The organism is Eubacterium sp. AF34-35BH, from assembly GCF_003477765.1.
In the GTDB taxonomy this organism is placed as follows: domain Bacteria; phylum Bacillota; class Clostridia; order Lachnospirales; family Lachnospiraceae; genus Eubacterium_G.
In genome coordinates, this window is record NZ_QUDZ01000004.1 from 285,409 (window position 1) to 305,981 (window position 20,573).

The 20,573-nt window shown below is 32.8% G+C and carries 18 protein-coding genes; 5 read left to right on the plus strand and 13 right to left on the minus strand.

The genetic code is table 11. The annotated features are described in order from the left end of the window. Positions 1 to 5: 5 nt before the first annotated feature. From ruvB to DWZ69_RS06590, 3 genes are all read right to left on the minus strand, one after another. Complete coding sequence (gene ruvB, locus DWZ69_RS06580; RefSeq protein WP_022165269.1) at positions 6 to 1,004, minus strand: Holliday junction branch migration DNA helicase RuvB; 999 nt, start codon at positions 1,002 to 1,004, stop codon at positions 6 to 8. A 25-nt stretch (positions 1,005 to 1,029) separates the two neighbouring features. Next, positions 1,030 to 1,614 carry a Holliday junction branch migration protein RuvA gene (gene ruvA / locus DWZ69_RS06585; protein ID WP_117999649.1) on the minus strand — a complete coding sequence of 195 codons (585 nt, stop codon included), beginning with the start codon at positions 1,612 to 1,614 and terminating at the stop codon, positions 1,030 to 1,032. 92 nt (positions 1,615 to 1,706) lie between these two features. After that, complete coding sequence (locus DWZ69_RS06590; RefSeq protein WP_117999650.1) at positions 1,707 to 2,699, minus strand: LacI family DNA-binding transcriptional regulator; 993 nt, start codon at positions 2,697 to 2,699, stop codon at positions 1,707 to 1,709. A gap of 398 nt (positions 2,700 to 3,097) precedes the next feature. Between DWZ69_RS06590 and DWZ69_RS06595 the strand changes: the two genes are divergently transcribed. The 3 genes from DWZ69_RS06595 to DWZ69_RS06605 all read left to right on the plus strand — a co-directional run bounded on the left by DWZ69_RS06595 (position 3,098) and on the right by DWZ69_RS06605 (position 7,035). Further along, a complete protein-coding gene (locus tag DWZ69_RS06595; RefSeq protein WP_117999651.1) occupies positions 3,098 to 4,378 on the plus strand; it encodes a galactokinase family protein in 1,281 nt (426 codons plus the stop codon). Beyond that, on the plus strand, positions 4,375 to 5,874 hold the full coding sequence (gene galT / locus DWZ69_RS06600) for a UDP-glucose--hexose-1-phosphate uridylyltransferase (RefSeq protein WP_117999652.1): 1,500 nt from the start codon (positions 4,375 to 4,377) through the stop codon (positions 5,872 to 5,874). The genes DWZ69_RS06595 and galT overlap by 4 nt, the downstream gene beginning before the upstream one ends. A 93-nt stretch (positions 5,875 to 5,967) precedes the next feature. Continuing rightward, the gene (locus tag DWZ69_RS06605; protein WP_117999653.1) at positions 5,968 to 7,035 is read left to right on the plus strand and encodes an aldose epimerase family protein; all 1,068 of its coding nucleotides are present in this window, start codon (positions 5,968 to 5,970) and stop codon (positions 7,033 to 7,035) included. A gap of 195 nt (positions 7,036 to 7,230) precedes the next feature. Here the strand turns inward: DWZ69_RS06605 and DWZ69_RS06610 are convergent, their stop codons facing one another. From DWZ69_RS06610 to rsxC, 7 genes are all read right to left on the minus strand, one after another. Beyond that, entirely contained in the window at positions 7,231 to 8,613 is a 1,383-nt protein-coding gene (locus DWZ69_RS06610) for a spore germination protein (RefSeq protein ID WP_117999671.1), read from the minus strand. A gap of 218 nt (positions 8,614 to 8,831) precedes the next feature. Beyond that, positions 8,832 to 9,647 (minus strand): RnfABCDGE type electron transport complex subunit B, encoded by an 816-nt coding sequence (locus DWZ69_RS06615; protein WP_117999654.1) that lies wholly within the window; start codon positions 9,645 to 9,647, stop codon positions 8,832 to 8,834. 11 nt (positions 9,648 to 9,658) lie between these two features. Continuing rightward, entirely contained in the window at positions 9,659 to 10,234 is a 576-nt protein-coding gene (locus tag DWZ69_RS06620) for an RnfABCDGE type electron transport complex subunit A (protein WP_022165789.1), read from the minus strand. Then, positions 10,235 to 10,921, minus strand: a complete 687-nt coding sequence (locus tag DWZ69_RS06625) for an electron transport complex subunit E (RefSeq protein WP_117999655.1) — start codon at positions 10,919 to 10,921, stop codon at positions 10,235 to 10,237. It lies immediately after the preceding gene. Continuing rightward, on the minus strand, positions 10,921 to 11,562 hold the full coding sequence (locus DWZ69_RS06630; RefSeq protein ID WP_117999656.1) for an FMN-binding protein: 642 nt from the start codon (positions 11,560 to 11,562) through the stop codon (positions 10,921 to 10,923). Before DWZ69_RS06630 ends, DWZ69_RS06625 begins: the two co-directional genes overlap by 1 nt. A gap of 1 nt (position 11,563) precedes the next feature. Then, positions 11,564 to 12,547, minus strand: coding sequence for an RnfABCDGE type electron transport complex subunit D (locus DWZ69_RS06635; protein ID WP_117999657.1), 984 nt, complete (start codon positions 12,545 to 12,547; stop codon positions 11,564 to 11,566). 2 nt (positions 12,548 to 12,549) lie between these two features. Next, a complete protein-coding gene (gene rsxC, locus DWZ69_RS06640) occupies positions 12,550 to 13,863 on the minus strand; it encodes an electron transport complex subunit RsxC (RefSeq protein WP_117999658.1) in 1,314 nt (437 codons plus the stop codon). Positions 13,864 to 14,065: 202 nt separating this feature from the next. On the opposite strand from rsxC, the gene DWZ69_RS06645 reads away from it, so the two are divergent. After that, positions 14,066 to 15,163, plus strand: coding sequence for a ribonuclease H-like domain-containing protein (locus DWZ69_RS06645; protein WP_117999659.1), 1,098 nt, complete (start codon positions 14,066 to 14,068; stop codon positions 15,161 to 15,163). A 150-nt stretch (positions 15,164 to 15,313) separates the two neighbouring features. Beyond that, positions 15,314 to 15,514 (plus strand): alpha/beta-type small acid-soluble spore protein, encoded by a 201-nt coding sequence (locus DWZ69_RS06650; protein ID WP_022165783.1) that lies wholly within the window; start codon positions 15,314 to 15,316, stop codon positions 15,512 to 15,514. A 120-nt stretch (positions 15,515 to 15,634) separates the two neighbouring features. On the opposite strand, the gene murF is transcribed toward DWZ69_RS06650, so the two are convergent. From murF to recG, 3 genes are all read right to left on the minus strand, one after another. Then, on the minus strand, positions 15,635 to 17,002 hold the full coding sequence (murF, locus tag DWZ69_RS06655) for a UDP-N-acetylmuramoyl-tripeptide--D-alanyl-D-alanine ligase (RefSeq protein ID WP_347475094.1): 1,368 nt from the start codon (positions 17,000 to 17,002) through the stop codon (positions 15,635 to 15,637). Positions 17,003 to 17,155: 153 nt separating this feature from the next. Next, the gene (locus DWZ69_RS06660; protein WP_243002594.1) at positions 17,156 to 18,208 is read right to left on the minus strand and encodes a D-alanine--D-alanine ligase; all 1,053 of its coding nucleotides are present in this window, start codon (positions 18,206 to 18,208) and stop codon (positions 17,156 to 17,158) included. Positions 18,209 to 18,218: 10 nt separating this feature from the next. Further along, positions 18,219 to 20,306 carry an ATP-dependent DNA helicase RecG gene (recG, locus tag DWZ69_RS06665; protein ID WP_347475095.1) on the minus strand — a complete coding sequence of 696 codons (2,088 nt, stop codon included), beginning with the start codon at positions 20,304 to 20,306 and terminating at the stop codon, positions 18,219 to 18,221. Positions 20,307 to 20,573: the final 267 nt, after the last annotated feature.

Sequence of the window (20,573 nt, forward strand, 5' to 3'; positions counted from 1 at the left end):
CATTTTTAAACGTTTTTTTCAACACCTATATGTGTATAAGCAAAGTCTGTTACCACTCTGCCTCTCGGTGTCCTTTGAATAAATCCGTTTTGAATTAAATATGGTTCATAAACATCTTCTAAAGTGCCTGCATCCTCGCCTAAAGCAGCCGCTAAAGTATCAAGTCCCACAGGTCCGCCTGCGAACTTGTAAATTATGGTTTCCAGTATGCTTCTATCACCTTTATCAAGACCTAGCTTGTCAACTTCTAAAAGGTTCAAAGCATCATTTGCCACTTCATATGTAATCTTACCGTCGTATTTAACCTGAGCAAAATCCCTTACCCTTTTTAACAAGCGGTTTGCAAGACGTGGTGTTCCTCTTGAACGTCTAGCCATTTCAACAGCTCCCTGTTCATCAATTTCAACATTAAGTAAGCCAGCAGACCTTATAATAATCTGCTTTAATTCATCTATTGTATAAAACTCCAGCTTATTAATAACACCAAATCTGTCTCTAAGAGGGGCTGTTAATAGTCCTGCTCTTGTTGTTGCCCCAACCAAAGTAAACTTAGGCAAATCAAGTCTAATAGATCTGGCCCCCTGACCTTTACCAATCATAATGTCAATTGAATAGTCTTCCATGGCCGGATACAAAACCTCTTCTACCTGTCTGTTTAATCTGTGAATTTCATCTATAAACAAAATATCATTTTCCGATAAATTATTAAGTATGGCAGCCATCTCTCCCGGCTTTTCAATTGCCGGTCCTGAAGTAATCTTAATATTAACGCCCATTTCATTTGCAATTATAGTTGACAAGGTTGTTTTTCCTAGTCCCGGTGGTCCATAAAACAATACATGATCTAACGGTTCATTTCGCGATTTTGCTGCTTCTATAAAAATTTTCAAATTATTTTTTGCTTTCTCCTGACCAACATATTGATCAAGAGAAGATGGTCTAAGACCTTTTTCTATTACAACATCCTCGGATGCTGCTTCTGTTTGAATAATTCTTTTCGCCATTTATCTTTCCTTCATATTCCAAAAGTTATATTATATTCTTCAATGCCTTTTTCAATACTTCCTCAACATCCATGTTTTCAGTAATTTCTATCTTCTTAACTGCGCTGAAAGCATCGCCCTTAGAATAACCAAGTGCTACTAATGCGTCAACTGCGTCTGACTGGACACTATTTGAAATATCATCATTTCCTGGTGTATGAATCATATCTTCCAAATCTATCTTATCTTTTAATTCTATAATAATTCGCTGAGCAGTTTTGGCACCTATTCCCTGGGCTTTTGAAATTGCCTTGGCATCACCTGAAATTATTGCCATTTGAAGTTGTTCTCCAGGCAATGCAGAAACAATGGCAAGACCGCCCTTTGGGCCAACACCACTTACACTTATTATTTTTTTAAATAACTCTAATTCTTCTTTAGAAAAAAAGCCAAACAACTGCATTGCATCTTCACGTACATTAAAGTATGTGTAAATCTTGACTTCTTCTCCTATACCTAATTTTTCAAGTGTCGTTACCGGCATTAGAATATTATATCCTATCTGATTATTTTCAATAACAACTCTGTCCGATTCAACCGAATCAACAACACCTTTTATGTATGAAATCATTATCTGTCTCCCTTTTTCACTTCGTTCATCAATAGAACAAACGTTTACCTCGAAGATATAATAACACATTTTTTTATCTATTACAATTCAAATTATAATTTAAAACAGGATTCTCTTTCAACCAGTGTACAAGGCATTTTTACCTTAACCGCAGTTGAAATACTCAAATTTGAGGCTCCATATAAGAAATTAACACCATATTGTCCCATATCATAAGCCGGTGCATGTAACGTTGTAAGTGAAGGTGTTGTGTAGTTACAAATACTGGCATCATCAAATCCAACAATAGATATATCCTCCGGCATCTTTAGTCCTTTTTCATTAATTGCCTTCATTGCGCCAAAAGCAATGTAGTCACTTGCACAAACAACAGCTGTGGGTATTTCATCTGAATCTATCAAATTCTTCATCATTTCATAACCTGATTCGATACTGTAGTTACCCTGTCTTAAGAAAGTATCACAGTCCATTTCATTTTCCCTGCAAAATGACACATAAGCATTTAATCTCTCATCTTCTACAATCTCATTTTCATCTAACACTTCTACTCCTGCAAGGAAGCCTATTTTTTCATGACCTAAAGATAAAAGATAATCCATTCCCTTGTAAATTGCATCTTTGAAGTCCATGGAAAAAGTTGTCACATTGTAGTCAGGCATTTCCATATCCAAAAATACTGTGTTTGACGTGATTTTAGTAATAGACTTTATATCTTTTTTACTAAATTTTCCAATGCAGATTATTCCATCTACGTCATTTAAATTTTCAATATAGTTCTCGTCACTTTTAAATACTCTTATAATTTGTATTGAGTTTTTAAGACAAAAATCTTCAATTCCATTTCTCACCGAAAGATAATATGAATCCTGCATCTCCTGTTCTGCAGAAAACCACTGGACAATTCCTAATGTAAAATTACTCTTCTTACTTCTACCTGTTTTTTTATAATTTAGTTTTTTTGCAGCCTCCATTACCCGCATTTTTGTTTCTAAAGATGTACTAAGACTGCTGTCATTATTTAAAATTCTTGAAACTGTTGCCATGCTCACATTTGCCATTTGGGCAATATCTTTAATCGTAGCCATTTTTTACCTCCAAAATTATGTATCTTAATACTATATCATTTATAGGACCAGCTATCATTTTTAATGTTTATCAAAAACATTAATCAATAACTAATCAAAAAAGCCATAATAAGCACCTTATTTTCAATACTTATATATTACAAAACCCATTTACTTTTTTCAATAATTATTTTACTAAATTTTACTAAAAGTTTACCATAAAGAAATGACGATTTTATACATACATTTATGCTAATTTTCTTTTATTATATTTATTACTTTTTCACAAAGATTTTTTATTTTAGTAAACTTTGTTGATTTTTTAGTAAAATAATTTTATATTTACCTTAACAGAAGAAATTTAAAAGTTTTCAACTAATTATTTGTTACGGTTTCACTACATATTTTGGAGGTATTTTATGAAAATAAACGAATTAAAGAAACAAATATTAAATAACAAATTCAACTCTACTTTAGCAGATATATACTATGACGATTCTGAAATGATTGATTATCAGAAAAATCGTTATATTAATGCATTAAGTAAATACGAAAATTTTTTCGACGATGAAGATGTTGAAATTTACAGTGCTCCCGGCAGAACTGAAGTTGGTGGCAATCATACAGACCATCAGCATGGTATGGTTCTTGCAGCTTCAATTAATTTAGATGCAATAGCCATTGTTGGAAAAGCTACCGAAAACACTATTGAACTTATATCTGAAGGTTATGACCCAATTTCAGTTTCTGTAGAAGACTTGAATGTAAACGAAAAAGATTTTGGCACTACTTCTTCTTTAATTAAAGGAGTTCTTGCAGGAATGAAAAAAGAAGGCTATAAAATAGGACCTTTTAAAGCTTATATTACAAGCGATGTAATAAACGGTGCCGGTCTTTCATCTTCAGCAGCTTTTGAAGCAATTATCGGAACCATTATTTCAGGTATATATAACAATATGGAAGTATCTTCCACTGAAATTGCTCAAATCGGACAATATGCAGAAAATGTTTTCTTTGGAAAACCTTGCGGCTTAATGGACCAAATGGCTTGTTCCGTAGGTGGTTTTGTACATATTGATTTTAAAAATCCTGACTCACCAATAGTCGAAAAAGTCGACTTTGATGTTGAAAAAGAAGGCTATAGTCTTTGCATCACAGACACCAAAGCCTCACATGCAGATTTAACAGATGATTATGCTGCCATTCCTGCTGAAATGAAAGAGGTTGCCCAGTATTTTAACAAAGAATTTTTAAATGAAATACCTGCAGATGATTTTTATGATAAAATTTCTGAACTCTATTCTGCTGTTAGTAATCGTGGGTTATTAAGAGCAATCCACTTCTTCGGTGAAAATGCCAGAGTTCAGAAAGAAGTTGATGCATTAAAAAATAACAACTTCAGGCAATTCCTTACTTTAGTTAAAGAATCAGGTAATTCATCTTATAAATATTTACAGAATATTTATTCAGGAAAAGATTATAAAAATCAGCCTGTTTCAGTTGCCTTGGCAGTTAGCGAACTTGTATTAAAAGACAATGGTGTTTGTCGTGTACATGGTGGTGGTTTTGCCGGAACAATACAGGCATTTGTAAAAAATGAATATGTTTCAACTTACAAGGAGCAAATGGAAAAATTATTAGGTGAAAACACATGTCATGTTTTAAAGATTAGAAAATATGGAGGAATTAAAGTATTATGATTAATGTAGTTATAGATGAAAATATAAAAAGACTTGTACAATATGGAATTGATAATAAATTAATTCCTGAATGTGAAAGAATTTATTCTACAAATATGTTGTTAGAAGTTTTTGGTAAAGAAGATTTCAGCGATCCTGATGTAGAATATAATTTAACTTTAGATGAAATATTAAGAAACTTACTTGATGCAGCAGTAAAACTAAATATAATAGAAGATTCCGTTACTTACAGAGACTTGTTCGACACCAAAATTATGAACTGTATCACTCCAAGACCAGGGCAGGTTATTTCTACTTTTTTTGAAAAGTATGAAAAATCACCAGAAGAAGCAACTAACTTCTACTACAATTTTTCAACAAAAACAAATTATATAAGGAAATCAAGAATCGAAAAGAATAAAAATTGGAAATACCAATGCGAATATGGAAATTTAGATATTACAATCAATTTATCTAAACCTGAAAAAGATCCGAAAGCTATTGCCGCAGCTAAAAACGTAAAGGCATCTTCATATCCTAAATGTGCATTGTGTATTGAAAATGAGGGTTATGCCGGCAGAGTTAATCATCCTGCAAGACAGAATCACAGAGTTATTCCTTTAACTCTTAATAATTCTAAGTGGGGCTTTCAATATTCCCCTTACGTTTATTACAATGAGCACTGCATAGTTTTTAACGGTGAACATACACCAATGAAAATTGAAAAAAGCACTTTTGTAAAATTATTTGATTTTGTAAAAATGTTCCCTCATTATTTTTTAGGTTCAAATGCAGACCTACCAATTGTAGGCGGTTCTATTTTAACACACGACCATTTTCAAGGGGGCAACTATACTTTTGCCATGGCAAACGCACCTATAATTAAAGAATTTTCTGTTGGCGATTTCCATGATGTAAAATGTGGAATTTTAAAATGGCCTATTTCAGTAATAAGACTTGAATCTGAAAATTTGGATTCTTTAATTAACCTTGGCAATCATATTTTGGAAGTTTGGAGAAACTACAGTGATGAAGAATATTTCATTTTCTCTGAAACTGATGGTACTCCTCATAATACGGTAACTCTTATAGCAAGAATTAAAGATGAAAAATATCAGGTTGACATTGCTCTTAGAAACAACATTACAACTAAAGAGCATCCATTAGGTGTATTCCACCCTCACGAAAACCTGCACCATATAAAGAAGGAAAACATCGGTTTAATTGAACTTATGGGACTTGCTGTTTTGCCGGCAAGACTTAACAAAGAAATGGACATTCTATCTGATTATATTTTAAATAACAAAGATATCCGTTCAAATGAAGAAATCAAAAAACATGCTGACTGGGCATACAATTTTATTCCTAAGTATAAATCAATTACTAAGGATAACATTAATGAAATTCTTCAACAGGAAATCGGAAAAACTTTCGTTAAAGTATTAGAAGATGCCGGAGTATACAAATGTACCCCTGATGGAATGAAGGGCTTTATGAAATTCATTCAGCAACTATAAAACAATAAGCTGTTAATATCTTATGCTGATATTTTTTTATCAAAATATCCACAATTAACAGATAATAATTAAAAATAACAGGAGATTTCATTTATGATTATTGAAGATTTTGGCACATTAAGTAACGGTAAGGAATGTAAATTATATACTTTACAAACCCCTGCTCTCGATTTATCAGTTACAGATTATGGCACTACTCTTGTAAACCTGATTATTAAGGATGGTGCAAAAAGAACTGACATCGTTCTTGGTTTTACAAATGCAAAAGATTATGAAACTAAAAACGATCCATGTTTCGGTTGCAATGTAGGCAGAAACGCCAACAGAATAAAAAACGGTAAATTTACTTTAAACAATGTTGCATACAGTCTTGACCAAAACGATGGTAAAAACAATTTGCATAGTGGTAACAATCCTTATTTTAAACGAATATGGAATGTTGAAACTTATGATGATAACCACATTACATTTTCACTGAACAGTCCTAATATGGATCAGGGATTCCCCGGTGAGATAAAAGTATTTGTAACTTACAAAATTATAAACAATAATTCATTTGAAATAATTTTTGAAGGTATACCAAAGGAAGATACAATAATTAATATTACTAATCACTCCTACTTTAATCTTAACGGTGAAGGTTCAGGTTCGGTATTAGACCATAGCGTACAGATTTTTGCAGACTACTATACTCCTGCTAACAGGGAATCGATTCCTTTAGGAACTGTTGAATCGGTAAAAAACACGCCTATGGACTTTACGAGCCCTAAAAAAATTGGGTTAGAAATAGAGAATGATTTTCAGCAATTAATTTACGGTAAAGGTTATGACCATAACTTTGTAACCGTAGAACCTAATAAGGCAGTTAAATACGAAGATTTACCTTATAATGGAAAACTTCACAAAATTGTTGAAGCTACCGGTAATAAGTCAGGAATTAAACTTTCCATAGAAACAGATTATCCGGGTGTCCAAATGTATACAGCCAATTATGTAGAGAATATTTCAGGAAAAAACGGGCATGTATACAACCAGCGGGCCGCTGTTTGTTTTGAACCACAATTTTTCCCTGATGCAATTAATAATCCAAATTTCATCAGTTCAGTATGCCCCAAACATAAAACATTCAAAAAACATATTTTGTACACACTAAATACATAATTTCAGACTACTATATGATTATAGAACAGTTAAATAATTAAAACTCCCCTTTAAAATATATTATTTAACTAAAGGGGATTGTGGATTTCCCTCTCACACAATCCCTAATCATATAGATATTTAACTTTTAATATAGACGGCGCATGTGTTGTATTTTATTTCTCCTTTTTGTTAGCACATGCGTTAATTTTTGTCTCACTTTTTCATTTTTATTGAAATTCTAAAAAATCTAAGAAGAAATTTTTTCAAATCAAAAGGATATAATGGATATATATAACTTGTCCTTGCAATGGTTCTGTTAGAAACTATTGTTAAAACCGTAATCACCAATCCTATAATTAAACCTGTTAAATTAAATAGCTGTGTCAAAACAAGCATTATTAATCTCAAAAATTTAATAGAGTATGCAAGCTCATAATTTTCATGAGTGAAATTAGCAATGGCTACTACCGCCATGTAAAGCATTGTCTGTTCATTAAACCACCCTGTATTAACTGCAAACTCCCCAATAATTATTGCTGCAATTAATGACAACGGGGTGTTCAATGTACTTGGCGTATTTATGGCAGCCAGCTTTAAACCGTCTACCGCCAGCTCTAAAATTAGCAATTGCAGGAAAATAGGGACATATTGTGGCTCAGTTATTTTTGTAAAAAACAGCCAGTCTGGCACAAACTCAGGATTGTTTGCGTAAAGCAAAAATAACGGCGTTAATATTAGGGATACCAACGTCACAATTGTTCTTGCCAGTCTTAAATAAGTTCCTGTAATTGGTGGAAAATAATAATCATCTGCTTCTTCTATTACGTCAAATATAGTTGTGGGAAGTAACATTGCAGCAGGTGAATTATCAACCAATATACAAATTTGTCCCTCTAATATTTCCGCAGCAACTGTGTCCGGTCTTTCCGTATATCTAAACTTTGGAAAAGGATTAAACCAATGTCCTTTATGCAAACATTCTGACAAACTTTCCTGATTCATGGGAAGGGCATCTGTTTTAATTTCACGAAGTTGTTTCTTTATATAATTTAAAAGTTTTTTGTCAGCTTTATCTAACATATAACACACTGCTATATCGGTTCTCGAACTTCTACCAACCTGTACAACCTCGCACATATATTTAGGATCACGTATTCTCCTTCTGATTAAAGCAGTATTCCTTATTATATTTTCCACGAAACCATCTCTAGAGCCTCGCAAAACCTTGTATTTTTCAGGTTCTTCTATACTTCTGTCAGGATATTTTCTAATATCAATAAGCATTGCCTTATCGAAACCTTCAACTAAGAGACATACAACACCTGACAAAATAAAAGTAACAACATTATATTGATCCTTATATAAATCTATTTGTACATAAGGAATTTTATCTCTGACAAATCTTTCAGGCGTATCCGGTATTTCATCGGCTCTAAGCTTACAAAAAAATTCCTCTATTTTCTGAATCATGTCACTGTCACAAAAGCCGTTAATATAATACATTACAGCTTTTCTATTACCTACTGTAAGTTCTCTTTTTAGTAAATCAAAACTTTGTTCCACATAAAGCAGTTTATCTATTTTTTCCACATTCATTTGTAAATTATCTGATATAAAATTTACATCGTTATATTCAATGCTATTATTACCATTTGTATTTCCTTTTGGATAAATATTCACTCCATTATTACCATCATTCTTAGAGCTATCACTATCTATAGTATCCAAGAAAGGATTTTTTCTGTTATTATTTTTTTCCATAAAAATACCTCACACTAAGTTATAGTATAAGGTGATTTTTATTAATTATTCATTTAAATATTTTCAATAACTTTCTTAGGACATTTTTCTGCACAAATACCACAGTTTTTACATTTGTCCTGATTAATAACTGCTAAATTAAATTCAAAATCAATAGCTTCGTTTGGACAGTTCTTTGCACAAAGTCCACATCCAATACAGCCTGCTGTACAAGCCTGCATTACATCTCTACCTTTATCTTTTGAACTACATTTAACAACATATTTTGAATCATATGGAATAATTGAGACTAAATGTTTTGGGCACGCCTGAACGCATTTACCACATGCTTTACACTTATCTCTGTCAACAACAGCCTTACCGTTTACAACATGTATTGCATCAAACTCACACGCTTTCACACATGAACCTAAACCTAAACATCCATAACTACATGCCTTTGCACCGCCACCAGGTATGTTTGCAGCATCTTCACATGACATATTTCCATAATAATTATATTTATCTTTTGCCTTATCACAGTCACCGGAACAGGCAACGTAAGCAACTTTTTTTACTACGTTTGCTTCCACACCAATGATTTTGGCGATTTTCTTTGCAACTTCTGCTCCACCAACAGGACAGGCTCCCGGATCACATTCGCCTTTTGCAATTGCAGCAGCTAAACCGTCACAGCCCGGAAATCCACAACCACCACAGTTATTTCCCGGAAGCTCTTCTCTTATTGCAGCTTCTGTTTCATTAACTTCAATTGCAAAGAATTTTCCTGCAATTCCTAAAACTATACCAATTATAAGTCCTACACCACCAACAATAAGAACAGCCAAAAGTATTCCTTTTATAGTGGCACTTAATGCTAAAATTCCCATGTTCTACCTCCTTAAATAATGCCGGTAAAACCGGTAAATGCTATTGCCATTAAACCGGCTGCCAATAAAACCATAGGTGTTCCCTGAAATGCTTTTGGTATATTATTATTTTCTGATTTTTCTCTAATGCCGGCTAAAATAACAATGGCAATTAGAAAACCAACAGAAATACCAAAAGAATTTGCCATACTTTCAGCAAAATTATATCCGCTGTCAATATTAGAAATTGCAACACCAAGTACAGCACAGTTTGTTGTTATAAGTGGCAAGTATACACCTAATGCCTGATATAAAGGTTTAATAAATTTCTTTAATATCATTTCAACTAACTGAACTAAAGCTGCAATAACCAAAATAAATACTATAGTCTGTAAGTATTCTAATTTAAAAGGCACTAAAAGTGCATAATATAATCCGTAAGTAACTGCTGACGCAATCATAATAACGAAAATAACGGCAGCTCCCATGCCTGCAGCAGTATCTGTTTTCTTAGATACTCCAATAAAAGGACATAAACCTAAAAACTGGCTTAATACAACATTATTTACTAATGCTGCAGCAACAGCTATTAACATACAATTAACCATTTATTTGTCCTCCTTTTCTTCTTTATCACAGGAATCAAAATTAATACAGCCCTGACAACTTGCACAGCCTTCTTCACAATGCAATTTTCTTGGCTTTTTACCATGACTAATTCTAATCTGATTCTGAATGGCAATTAAAAATGCCAATACAAAGAAGGCACCTGGAGCCATAACGAAAATTCCAATTCCATCCCAGTTAGGAATATTAATTCCAAGAATTGTTCCTGCACCTAAGATTTCTCTGAAGCCACCTAAAATTGAAAGGGCAATTGTAAATCCAAGTCCCATACCCACACCATCAAAAATCGATGGTATAACAGGATTCTTTGACGCATAACTTTCTGCTCTACCTAAAATAATACAGTTTACAACAATAAGAGGTATATAAATACCCAACGCACTATTTAAGGATGGTAAATAAGCCTCTAATAAGAACTGTAAAATTGTAACAAAACTTGCAACGATAACAATGTACGCAGGCACTCTCACACTGTTTGGAATAATATTTCTTAAAAGTGAAATTACACAGTTAGATAATATTAAAACAGCCATTGTACTAAGTCCCATACCTGCACCGTTAATTAATGAAGAAGTAACCGCAAGCGTCGGACACATTCCAAGCACCAACACAAATGTTGGATTTTCTTTAATAATACCGTTATATAATCTCTCAACTATCTTTCCCATTACTTGCCACCTCCTGTAATATATTTCACACAGTAGATAGCAGCATTAACACCATGAGTTACTGCATTACTTGTAATTGTAGCACTACTTATAGCATTAATTTCATTATCTGCTGAAGCTCCACTTTTTGAGTAAACAAAATAATCTGCTTTTTTATTTTTAAACTGATTCTTAAAACTATCTTCATTTGCCTTCATACCAAGTCCAGGTGTTTCAGATAAAGATAAAAATGAAATACCAAGAACCGTACCGTCATTTTTTATACCAACTGTCATCTGAAGACTTCCATCGTAGGCTTCATTATCAGTTACAGTTACAATATAGCCTAATGCTTCTCCACTATTATCTTTCGCCTCTACCACTTCATTAATATCACAGTTAAACGCTTTGATAGTAGTGATGTTATTGTCTGTTTCGTTTTTCTTAACCTGTTCTTTAATGTATTTAACACAGGCGCTGTCAACTTTCACATTTTCAAAGCTTTCCATTCCAGGCATTACTGACTCGTAAGCAGTCATTTTAGTTTTTTCTTCCTGGTCATTTCTAGCCTTTGATGTAACATTATAAACAAAGCCAAGTCCTAAGCCTGCCACTAAAGTAATGGCAAATAATATTAATGTGTTCTTAACAATATTCTTCATATTATCTGCCTCCCTTCTGCTTAACAATACCGAAAGCTCTTGGAATTGTGCATTTTTCAATTAAAGGCACTAAAAGGTTACAGAAGATAATTGCATAACTTACACCTTCTGCTGTGTTTCCAAAAGTTCTGAATATAGCTGTTAAAATACCTAAGCAGGCTCCAAAAATATAACGACCTGTTTTTGTAATTGGTGAAGTTGTGTAATCTGTTGCCATAAAGAAAGCTCCGAAAATTAAACCACCACCACAAAGATGCATTGCAAGGAAATCAATATCTGTCTTACCATTAAATAACATAATACAAATTGCAAATACAACTATATATGTAAGTGGAATTCTTAAATCTATTACCTTCTTAACTACTAAGTATAAAGCGCCAATTAAAAGTGCAATTATACTTGTTTCACCTATTGTACCTGCATGGTTACCAATAAACATGTCAAATAAAGATGAAGAACTTTCGCCTACATTCTTTAATGCTGTCAACGGTGTTGCACTTGATGTAGCATCTATTCCACTAACATCTGTAGGGTAGAAAGCTGTCATGTTACCTGCAAAACTTAACATTAAAAAGCATCTTGCTCCAAGTGCAGGGTTCATAAAGTTCTGTCCAAGTCCGCCAAATAACTGCTTTACAATTATAATGGCAAACACACCACCTAATGCAGCTTTCCAATATGGAAATGTGCAGGGTAAATTAAGTGCTAAAATCATACCTGTTACAACTGCGCTTAAATCGAAAATTGAAACAGGATTATTTGTAATTTTGTTATATATGTATTCAGAAGCAACACATGTAATAACTGTTAAAATTATTAATAATGCTGAATGAATACCGTATTTTATGCCAAAAAGGTTGGCTGAGTTATATATTCCAAAAATTGTAGCCGGTAGTAACGCAATTATTACATCTCGCATAATTGACATAGTTGTAACTTTTGCTTTTACATGAGGGCTTGATGATACATTATACATTTCTTTCACTCTTACCCTTTCCTACGTGAAGCCTGAACTTTTCTTTTCATAGTTCTAACTGATTGTGTAATATTTCTGTTAGCAGGACAATTAAAATTACATGTACCACATTCAATACATTCCATACCATGCATTTTAATAAATCCTTCCATGTCATCAGCTACAGCAGCCTGTGCTAATTTGGCACAAACTAACCCTTCAGGACAAACCTGAACGCACTTGCCACAATTTAAACAATTAGTCATTGTGCCATGTGCAACCTGATCATGTTTAAACGCAAGTAAGGCTGATGAACCTTTTATAACAGGCACATCCAAATTGAACATAGCCTGCCCCATCATAGGACCACCGGATAGAATTTTTTCTGTATTTTCATCAATTCCACCTGCTTCGTCAACTATTAACTGATGCATTGTTCCAAAAGGAACTTCCAAATTACAGGGATTTTTAACTCCGTCACCTGAGACAGTAACAATTCTCTCTGTTAAAGGTTTATGTAATTTAACAGCTCTGTAAACATTGTATACAGTATCAACATTGTCAACTATGCAGCCTGCATCAGCAGGTAGCATTGATGAATTAATTTTTCTTTTTGTTACTGCATGAATAATATGTCTTTCAGAACCCTGTGGATATTTTGTTTTAAGTGTTGCCACCTGAATTCTGTCTTCATTGGCTGTAAGCTTTGTTAAATTCTCTATTACATCCATCTTATTATTTTCAATTGCAATAACACCTTTTGCATTGTCAAATAATTGAAGAATAATCTTTAATCCTTCTATAACTTCCTTAGGATTCTCAACTAATCTTCTGTAATCAGATGTAATATATGGCTCACATTCCGCTCCGTTAACAATAATATAATCAATGGCATTTTCATCTTTCGGTGCAAGCTTAACATGTGTTGGAAAACATGCTCCACCTAAACCAACAACACCACACTCTTTTACAGATTCTCTTATATATTCCTTAGTGAAAGGCTCACTTGGAACTTCATACTCCATTTCTTCATATTGTTCATCATTTTCAATGATAATAGATAAAACTTTTGAACCATTTGGTACAAGTCTTGGTTCTATCTTTTTAACAGTTCCTGAAATTGATGAATGAATATTGGCTGAAACAAATCCATTTGCCTTGGCAATTAGCTGTCCCTTAAGCACTCTGTCACCGATTTCAATAACAGGTACTGCCGGTGCTCCTATATGCTGAGATACAGGAATTACAACCTCTTTTCCCGGATTTACTTTTCTAACAGCCACATCTTTTGAAAGTTCTTTTCCATCGTATGGATGAACTCCTCCTTTAAATGTTAGAATAGACATTTTTTTACCTCTCTCTATTTTTTATAGCCTTCTTTTATAATAATACTTTTGATGATTTTCTTCAATAAATACATTAAATTTATCATATTTTTATGTTAAAATCGCTCTTATCCTGAAATATTTTCTTTAAACATTTTCTAAAGACTACTTTTAATTTTCGTCTGCACTTTTTCTTTTTTTAATCCTATGATAAAATACACTTATGATAGTTATAAGAAATAAAGCAGATGTAAAAATTGAATACCCTATAGAAACACTTTCGTCTAAGGACAAAGTTATTTTTTTTGACATTGAAACAACCGGTTTTTCTAGAAAATACTGTAACATATATTTAATCGGCTGTATGTATTATGCAGGTGAGCAGTTAATGTATACACAGTGGTTAGCAGAAAATTTCAATGATGAAGCTAACGTTTTAATGGCATTTAACAAGTTCATAAAAGATTTCGACACGATAATTCATTTTAACGGTAATTCTTTTGATATTCCTTTTGTAAAAGAACGTGGCGAAAAATATATGCTGGATTTTAATTTTGAGAAATATAAGCAGATAGATATTTATAAGTCAGTTAATTCAATTAATCATATTTTAAAAATAGAAAATCAAAAACAGAAAACTTTTGAAAAACTCTTAAATATCGAAAGAACAGATCCATTTTCAGGCGGTGATTTAATTGAAGTTTTTAAGCAATATGTAGAATCTAAAGATGAGCGTTTACTTTTCCCACTTCTGCTTCATAATAAAGAAGATGTATTTAACATGGGATATCTACTCTCACTTTTGGCTTTCAATGACTTGTTTAATTATAAATATAATATTAAGAAATATGCTTTTTATGATTACACTGATTCTAACGAGAATCCACAAAAAGATTTGTGTGTTAATTTTGTTTTAGATAATCCGCTTCCAACTAATATTTCTTATAATATTAGTGGCATATCATTAATAATAAAAGAAAACGTTGGTGAACTTACTGTTAATGTTTTAAATGGTACTTACAAATATTTTTATTCAAATTATAAAGATTACTATTATCTTACTACCGAAGATGTTGCCGTCCATAAAAGTGTTGCCCACTATGTTGACACAAAATACCGCAAGCAGGCTACTGCTTCCACATGTTATGAAAAGCACACAGGAGAATTTCTTCCGGTAAAAGATTCTACTGATTTTAAATATTTATTTAAAGAAGAATATAAAGATAAATATCAGTTTATAAAAGCTGATTCAATTAATGATGATACCATTAAAGTTTATGTTAATTCCATTATTGATTTCATCAAAGTTAAGCCTAAATAATTTATTTTTTAAGCTTAAATTGTTTTTTCAAAATTTGTCAAAAAAACAACAACTTACCAGTTTATATTTTTTATATTTCCACATAATAGTAGTGTAACAAATATTCAATTGAAAGTTAGTTACTATTAAACAAAAATGTGGAGGTGTATTATGAGTAACACAAATAACGTTAATGTTCCAGAAGCAAAGAGTGCAATGAACAGATTTAAAATGGAGTGTGCATCAGAAGTTGGTGTACAGCTTACAGATGGTTACAATGGTAACTTAACATCAGCTCAGGCTGGTTCTGTTGGTGGCCAGATGGTTAAAAAGATGATTGAAGCTCAGGAAAAACAGATGAGCGGAAAATAATCGGATTTTAACGCTGTTAAAATTCAATTAAATAATAGACTTTTCTATTATTAAAAAGAGAGACTGCTAATTGTATGTTAAAGATTTTTCTAAACTATACAATTCTCAGTCTCTCACTTTTTACTTCTGAAATTTATTTACAATTTCTTTAAACTTCATGCTGTTTGAAGCCTTAATTAAAACTGTATCGCCTGTTTTGATAATGTCATCCATCTGTTCAAGAAATTCTTCCTTTGTCTCAAAATGAAGACATTGACCTGCACCAGCAAACGCCCCCTTATGTATTTCTTTTGCAAGTTCACCTATAGTAATTACCAGATCAATTTTTAACTGACCTGCAGTTTCTCCAACCTCTCTATGAAGTTCAAGCTCTTTAGCTCCAAGTTCAAACATGTTACCAAGAATAGCAACTTTTCTACCTGTTGCGTGAGATAAAACTTCAAGACTTGCTTTCATTGACATTGGATTAGCATTGTAGCAATCATCAATTACTGTAACTCCATTTGCTTCGAACATATTGTTTCTGCCACCTATGGCTTTTAACTTTCTAATACCTTTGTCAATTTCATCAAAACTCATACCAAAATGAACGCCTATACATGTTGCCGCCATGGCATTGTAAAGCATATGGTAGCCCGGTATTGGAATTACTGTTTCAAACTTATGGCCAAAATAATTAATAACAGCCTTTGTACCCATTACTCCTATTTGCTCATATTCATCTATAGATACATTTTGTTTTGTTTCAACACCAAAGAAAACAGGTTTGCTTCCTTTTACTTCCTTAACATTGACAAGTTTGTCATCATCACCATTTAAAACAACAAAAGGATTTTCCTGTGCGTAATCAAACATTTCTGTTTTAGCCTTAAACACACCATCTCTGTCACCTAAATTTTCAAGATGACATGTGCCAATATTTGTAATTACACAAACATCAGGTTTAGATACTTTTGCAAGTCTGTGCATTTCCTCAAAATCACTAATACCCATTTCGATTACAGCAATTTCGTGGTTATCACGAATTTTAAGAACTGTAAGGGGTTCTCCAATTTCATTATTATAATTTCCTTCTGTTTTTAAAACACTGAACTTTTCAGACAATACAGAAGCGATAATTTCCTTTGTACTTGTTTTACCCACACTGCCTGTTATACCAATAACTTTACAGTCAAGCTGTTCTCTGTAAAACTCAGCAATATCCTTTAAAGCCTGTGCTGTTGATTCAACCAAAATATATGGTCCGTTAACATTATCAAGTTTCTTTTCGCTTAAACTGCAAATTGCCCCTTTTTCAAAACACTGATTTATAAAATCATGACCGTCTACTCTTACCCCTGCAAAAGGCACATAAAGAAAGCCATCCTCAATTAATCTGCTGTCTTTTTCCACACCTGTAATTATATTGCTCTTTAAACTTTCATCGCCAATGTATTCACCATTACAGGCTTTAGCGATATTTTCCAATGTCATATTTTTCATTTTCATGTTTAATTCCTATTTCTTTCTGTAAAATTATTTCTTATGCAATTTATCTTATATGCATGCTATTTGTATTAAGTAATGAAAATATCTTTGTTTAGTTATATTTTTTAATAATATATTTTTGTTTACTAATGTTTCTTAAATAACTGCCTTAATTTACTGATATTTCTTAAGTGAAATATTAATTAAGTTATCGCATAAAGTTGGATAATCAATTCCAATTGCTCTTGCTTCATCAGGAATAAGACTTGTTGCAGTCATACCCGGTAATGTATTTACTTCCAAACAGAACATATTGCCATCCTTATCCATCATTACATCTGCTCTTGAATAGGCTTCACAACCAATGGCAGCACAGGCGCCTTCTGCAACTTTCTGCATTTTCTTTGTTAATTCTTCATCAAGCTTTGCAGGACATACATGAGTTGTAGCACCTTCTTTATATTTATTTTCATAGTCATACCAACCTTCATTTGGAATAATTTCAACAATAGGATATGCCATGCCATCAACTACACCAATTGAAAATTCTCTTCCTTCAATAAAGTCTTCTACCAAAATCTGATTATCATATTTAAAGCACTCTTCTACGGCGCTATCATATTCAGAAGCTTCTTTGACCAAAACAACACCTACGCTTGAACCACCGTTACATGCTTTTACAACAACAGGTGCTTTCATACCATGTGCTTCTAAAGATGTGTCTTCACCTTTTTTAATCCATACACTTTTAGCTGTTGGGACTCCTTTTGCAATAAAAATCTGTTTTGTAACAGCCTTATCCATACCAATTGCAGATGCAAGTGCACCTGAACCTGTATACTTAATTCCGTGTAAATCTAATGTTGCCTGACATTTTCCATCTTCTCCGTTTTTTCCATGTAAAGCAAGAAATACAATATCAGCCTTAGCGCAAACTTCCAATACATTTTCTCCAAAGAAAGATTTTCTGATTTTCTCTTCTTCCTTTACTTTTGAAGATAAACTTCTAATATGGTCTCTTTCTGCCATTACATCATATTCTTTCTCTGATTTTTCAAATATTGAAAGATCCTTGTTTCCAAAAAATACATCTAATAAAATTGCGTTATGGCCTTTTTCTCTTAAAGCTCCGCAAACATTATAACCTGAGTTAATTGATACTTCTCTTTCTGTACTATTTCCACCACATAAAACTACAATATTCATATTAAATCGTATGTAAAACATACGCTCCTTTCTATATATTAATAATACCAGTATCCTGATATTTTAAAATTTCTTTTTCTTCGTCTGTTACTTCCACCTGATTATTTTCTATTAAATCAGCAGCCTGTGCCGCCTCTTTTAAAACTTTGGCATCATTCATAATGTCTCCGATTTTAAATTCAAAATCACCACTTTGTCTTACACCAAAGAAATCACCGGGACCTCTAAGTTTTAAATCTTCACTTGCTATATAAAAACCATCATTTGACCTATTTAATATATCAAGTCTGTTGCTGGCGTCTTTCTTGCCTGAACCATTAATAAAAATACAATAAGACTGATGTTTTCCTCTACCAACACGACCTCTTAACTGATGAAGCTGTGCCAAACCAAATCTCTCAGCATTTTCTACCATCATTACTGTAGCGTTTGGAACATTAACACCAACCTCAACTACCGTTGTTGAAACCAGAATTTGAATTTTATTTTCGGCAAATAGATTCATTTTTTCATTCTTCTCTGCCGGTTTCATTCGACCATGTAAAAAGTCTACCTTTACAGAGGGCGGCATGACAGCCTGTAACTTTTTGGCATATTCAATAACGTTTTCCCCTTCCACAGCCTCGCTGTACTCAACAGTAGGACAAATAACATACGCCTGTCTACCCGCGGCGATTTGCTTCTCAATAAAATCATAGGCTCTTGGTCTATAATCAGTACCTACAACGCAGTTTGCAATAGGCTTTCTTCCACTTGGCAATTGGTCGATTATTGATATGTCCAAATCACCATACATAATAATTGCCAAGGTTCTTGGAATTGGAGTTGCACTCATTACCATTGTATGAGGGTAATCTCCTTTTTCTGCTATTGTTTCTCTTTGTTTTACACCAAATCTATGTTGCTCATCTGTTACCACCAATGCAAGATTTCTGTATTTTACCTTTTCCTGAATAAGGGCATGTGTACCGATAATTATGTTGGCATAACCTGTTTCAATAGCCTCATAAGCCTCACGCTTTTCTTTTACCTTCATTGAGCCAACCAAAATTGCAACTTTCAGGTTAAGATTGTTCTTCTTAATTAATTCACAAATATCTTCATAATGCTGTCTTGCAAGAACTTCAGTTGGTGCCATTAAAACACCCTGCTCACCATTTAACGCAGCAGTTAATAACCCTAAAATAGCAACGATTGTTTTACCTGAACCAACATCACCCTGAACTAATCTGTTCATAACCTTCTCAGAAGCCATATCATTTTTTATTTCATTCCAGGTTTTCATCTGGGCATCAGTTAATGTAAAATCCAAATTATTAATGACCTGTTTAATTTCTTTTGGTTCCTTCAAAACATGATGATTTGAAACAAAACTGTTATTTTCTTTTAGTTCTCTTAATGTAACAATAAATCTGAAAAATTCTTCAAAAACAAGTCTTTTTCTTGCAATGTGAAAATCCTCATTATTAACTGGAAAATGTATCTTCTTAATTGCTTCCTGACAATTAATTAAATCAAATTTTTCTCTAATAGATTTTGGAATATATTCCTTTTTCTCAACAAGAGAAAATGCCTGTTTAACCGCCTTAATAACTATATTGTTTGTAAGCCCTGAAACTAAAGGATACACCGGTTGCATTTTGCCCATTTTCTTTTGATACTGAGCTTTCGTAAATGTTTTCGGCTGATCAATAACGTAACTGCCTCTGCTCTCATGTATAAATCCTCTAAATATTAAAATATCACCATTATGTATAGTACTTTTAATATATGGAGCATTAAACCATGTTGCCTTAATTCCGTTACCTTCTAAATCCCTTATATAAGCCTCTACAATTTGAAGATTTCTAACTCGCCTTAAAGAAATCTCCCTAACAACTGTTCCAAGTACAGCCTGAGTTCTATTTTCTTCAAGATTTCTAACTAAAACAGGCTCCTCATAGGTATCGTAATATCTTGGATAATAATCAAGTAAATCCTCTACTTTTTCAATGCCTGCTCTATTCAATGTTTTTTCAGTTTTTTCGCCAATACCTTTTAATTGTTTTAATTCCATAAAGAAAACCTCAATAGCTTTTTTGCCATGTTTAATTATACTTAACTGATAGGGAGAAATCAACCTCTTCCTGATGCAAGCATCATTCTTTCAACGCGAACGCTTTCTTATAGAAAATATATTTTTCTGTGAAAAATTATATTTTCTATAAGCGACGTTGCATTTTTCAAATGAACGTCGCCAAAATAAAACAGAAGCAACCTCTTCCTGATGCAAGCATCATTCTGGGATTGCTTCTGTTTTATTTTAAGCGTTCGCTTGAAATAATTGCCTTCGCTTAGTTGTTGATTAATTTGCCGCTTTCGTCATTCCAACTGTAAAGTTTTCTGA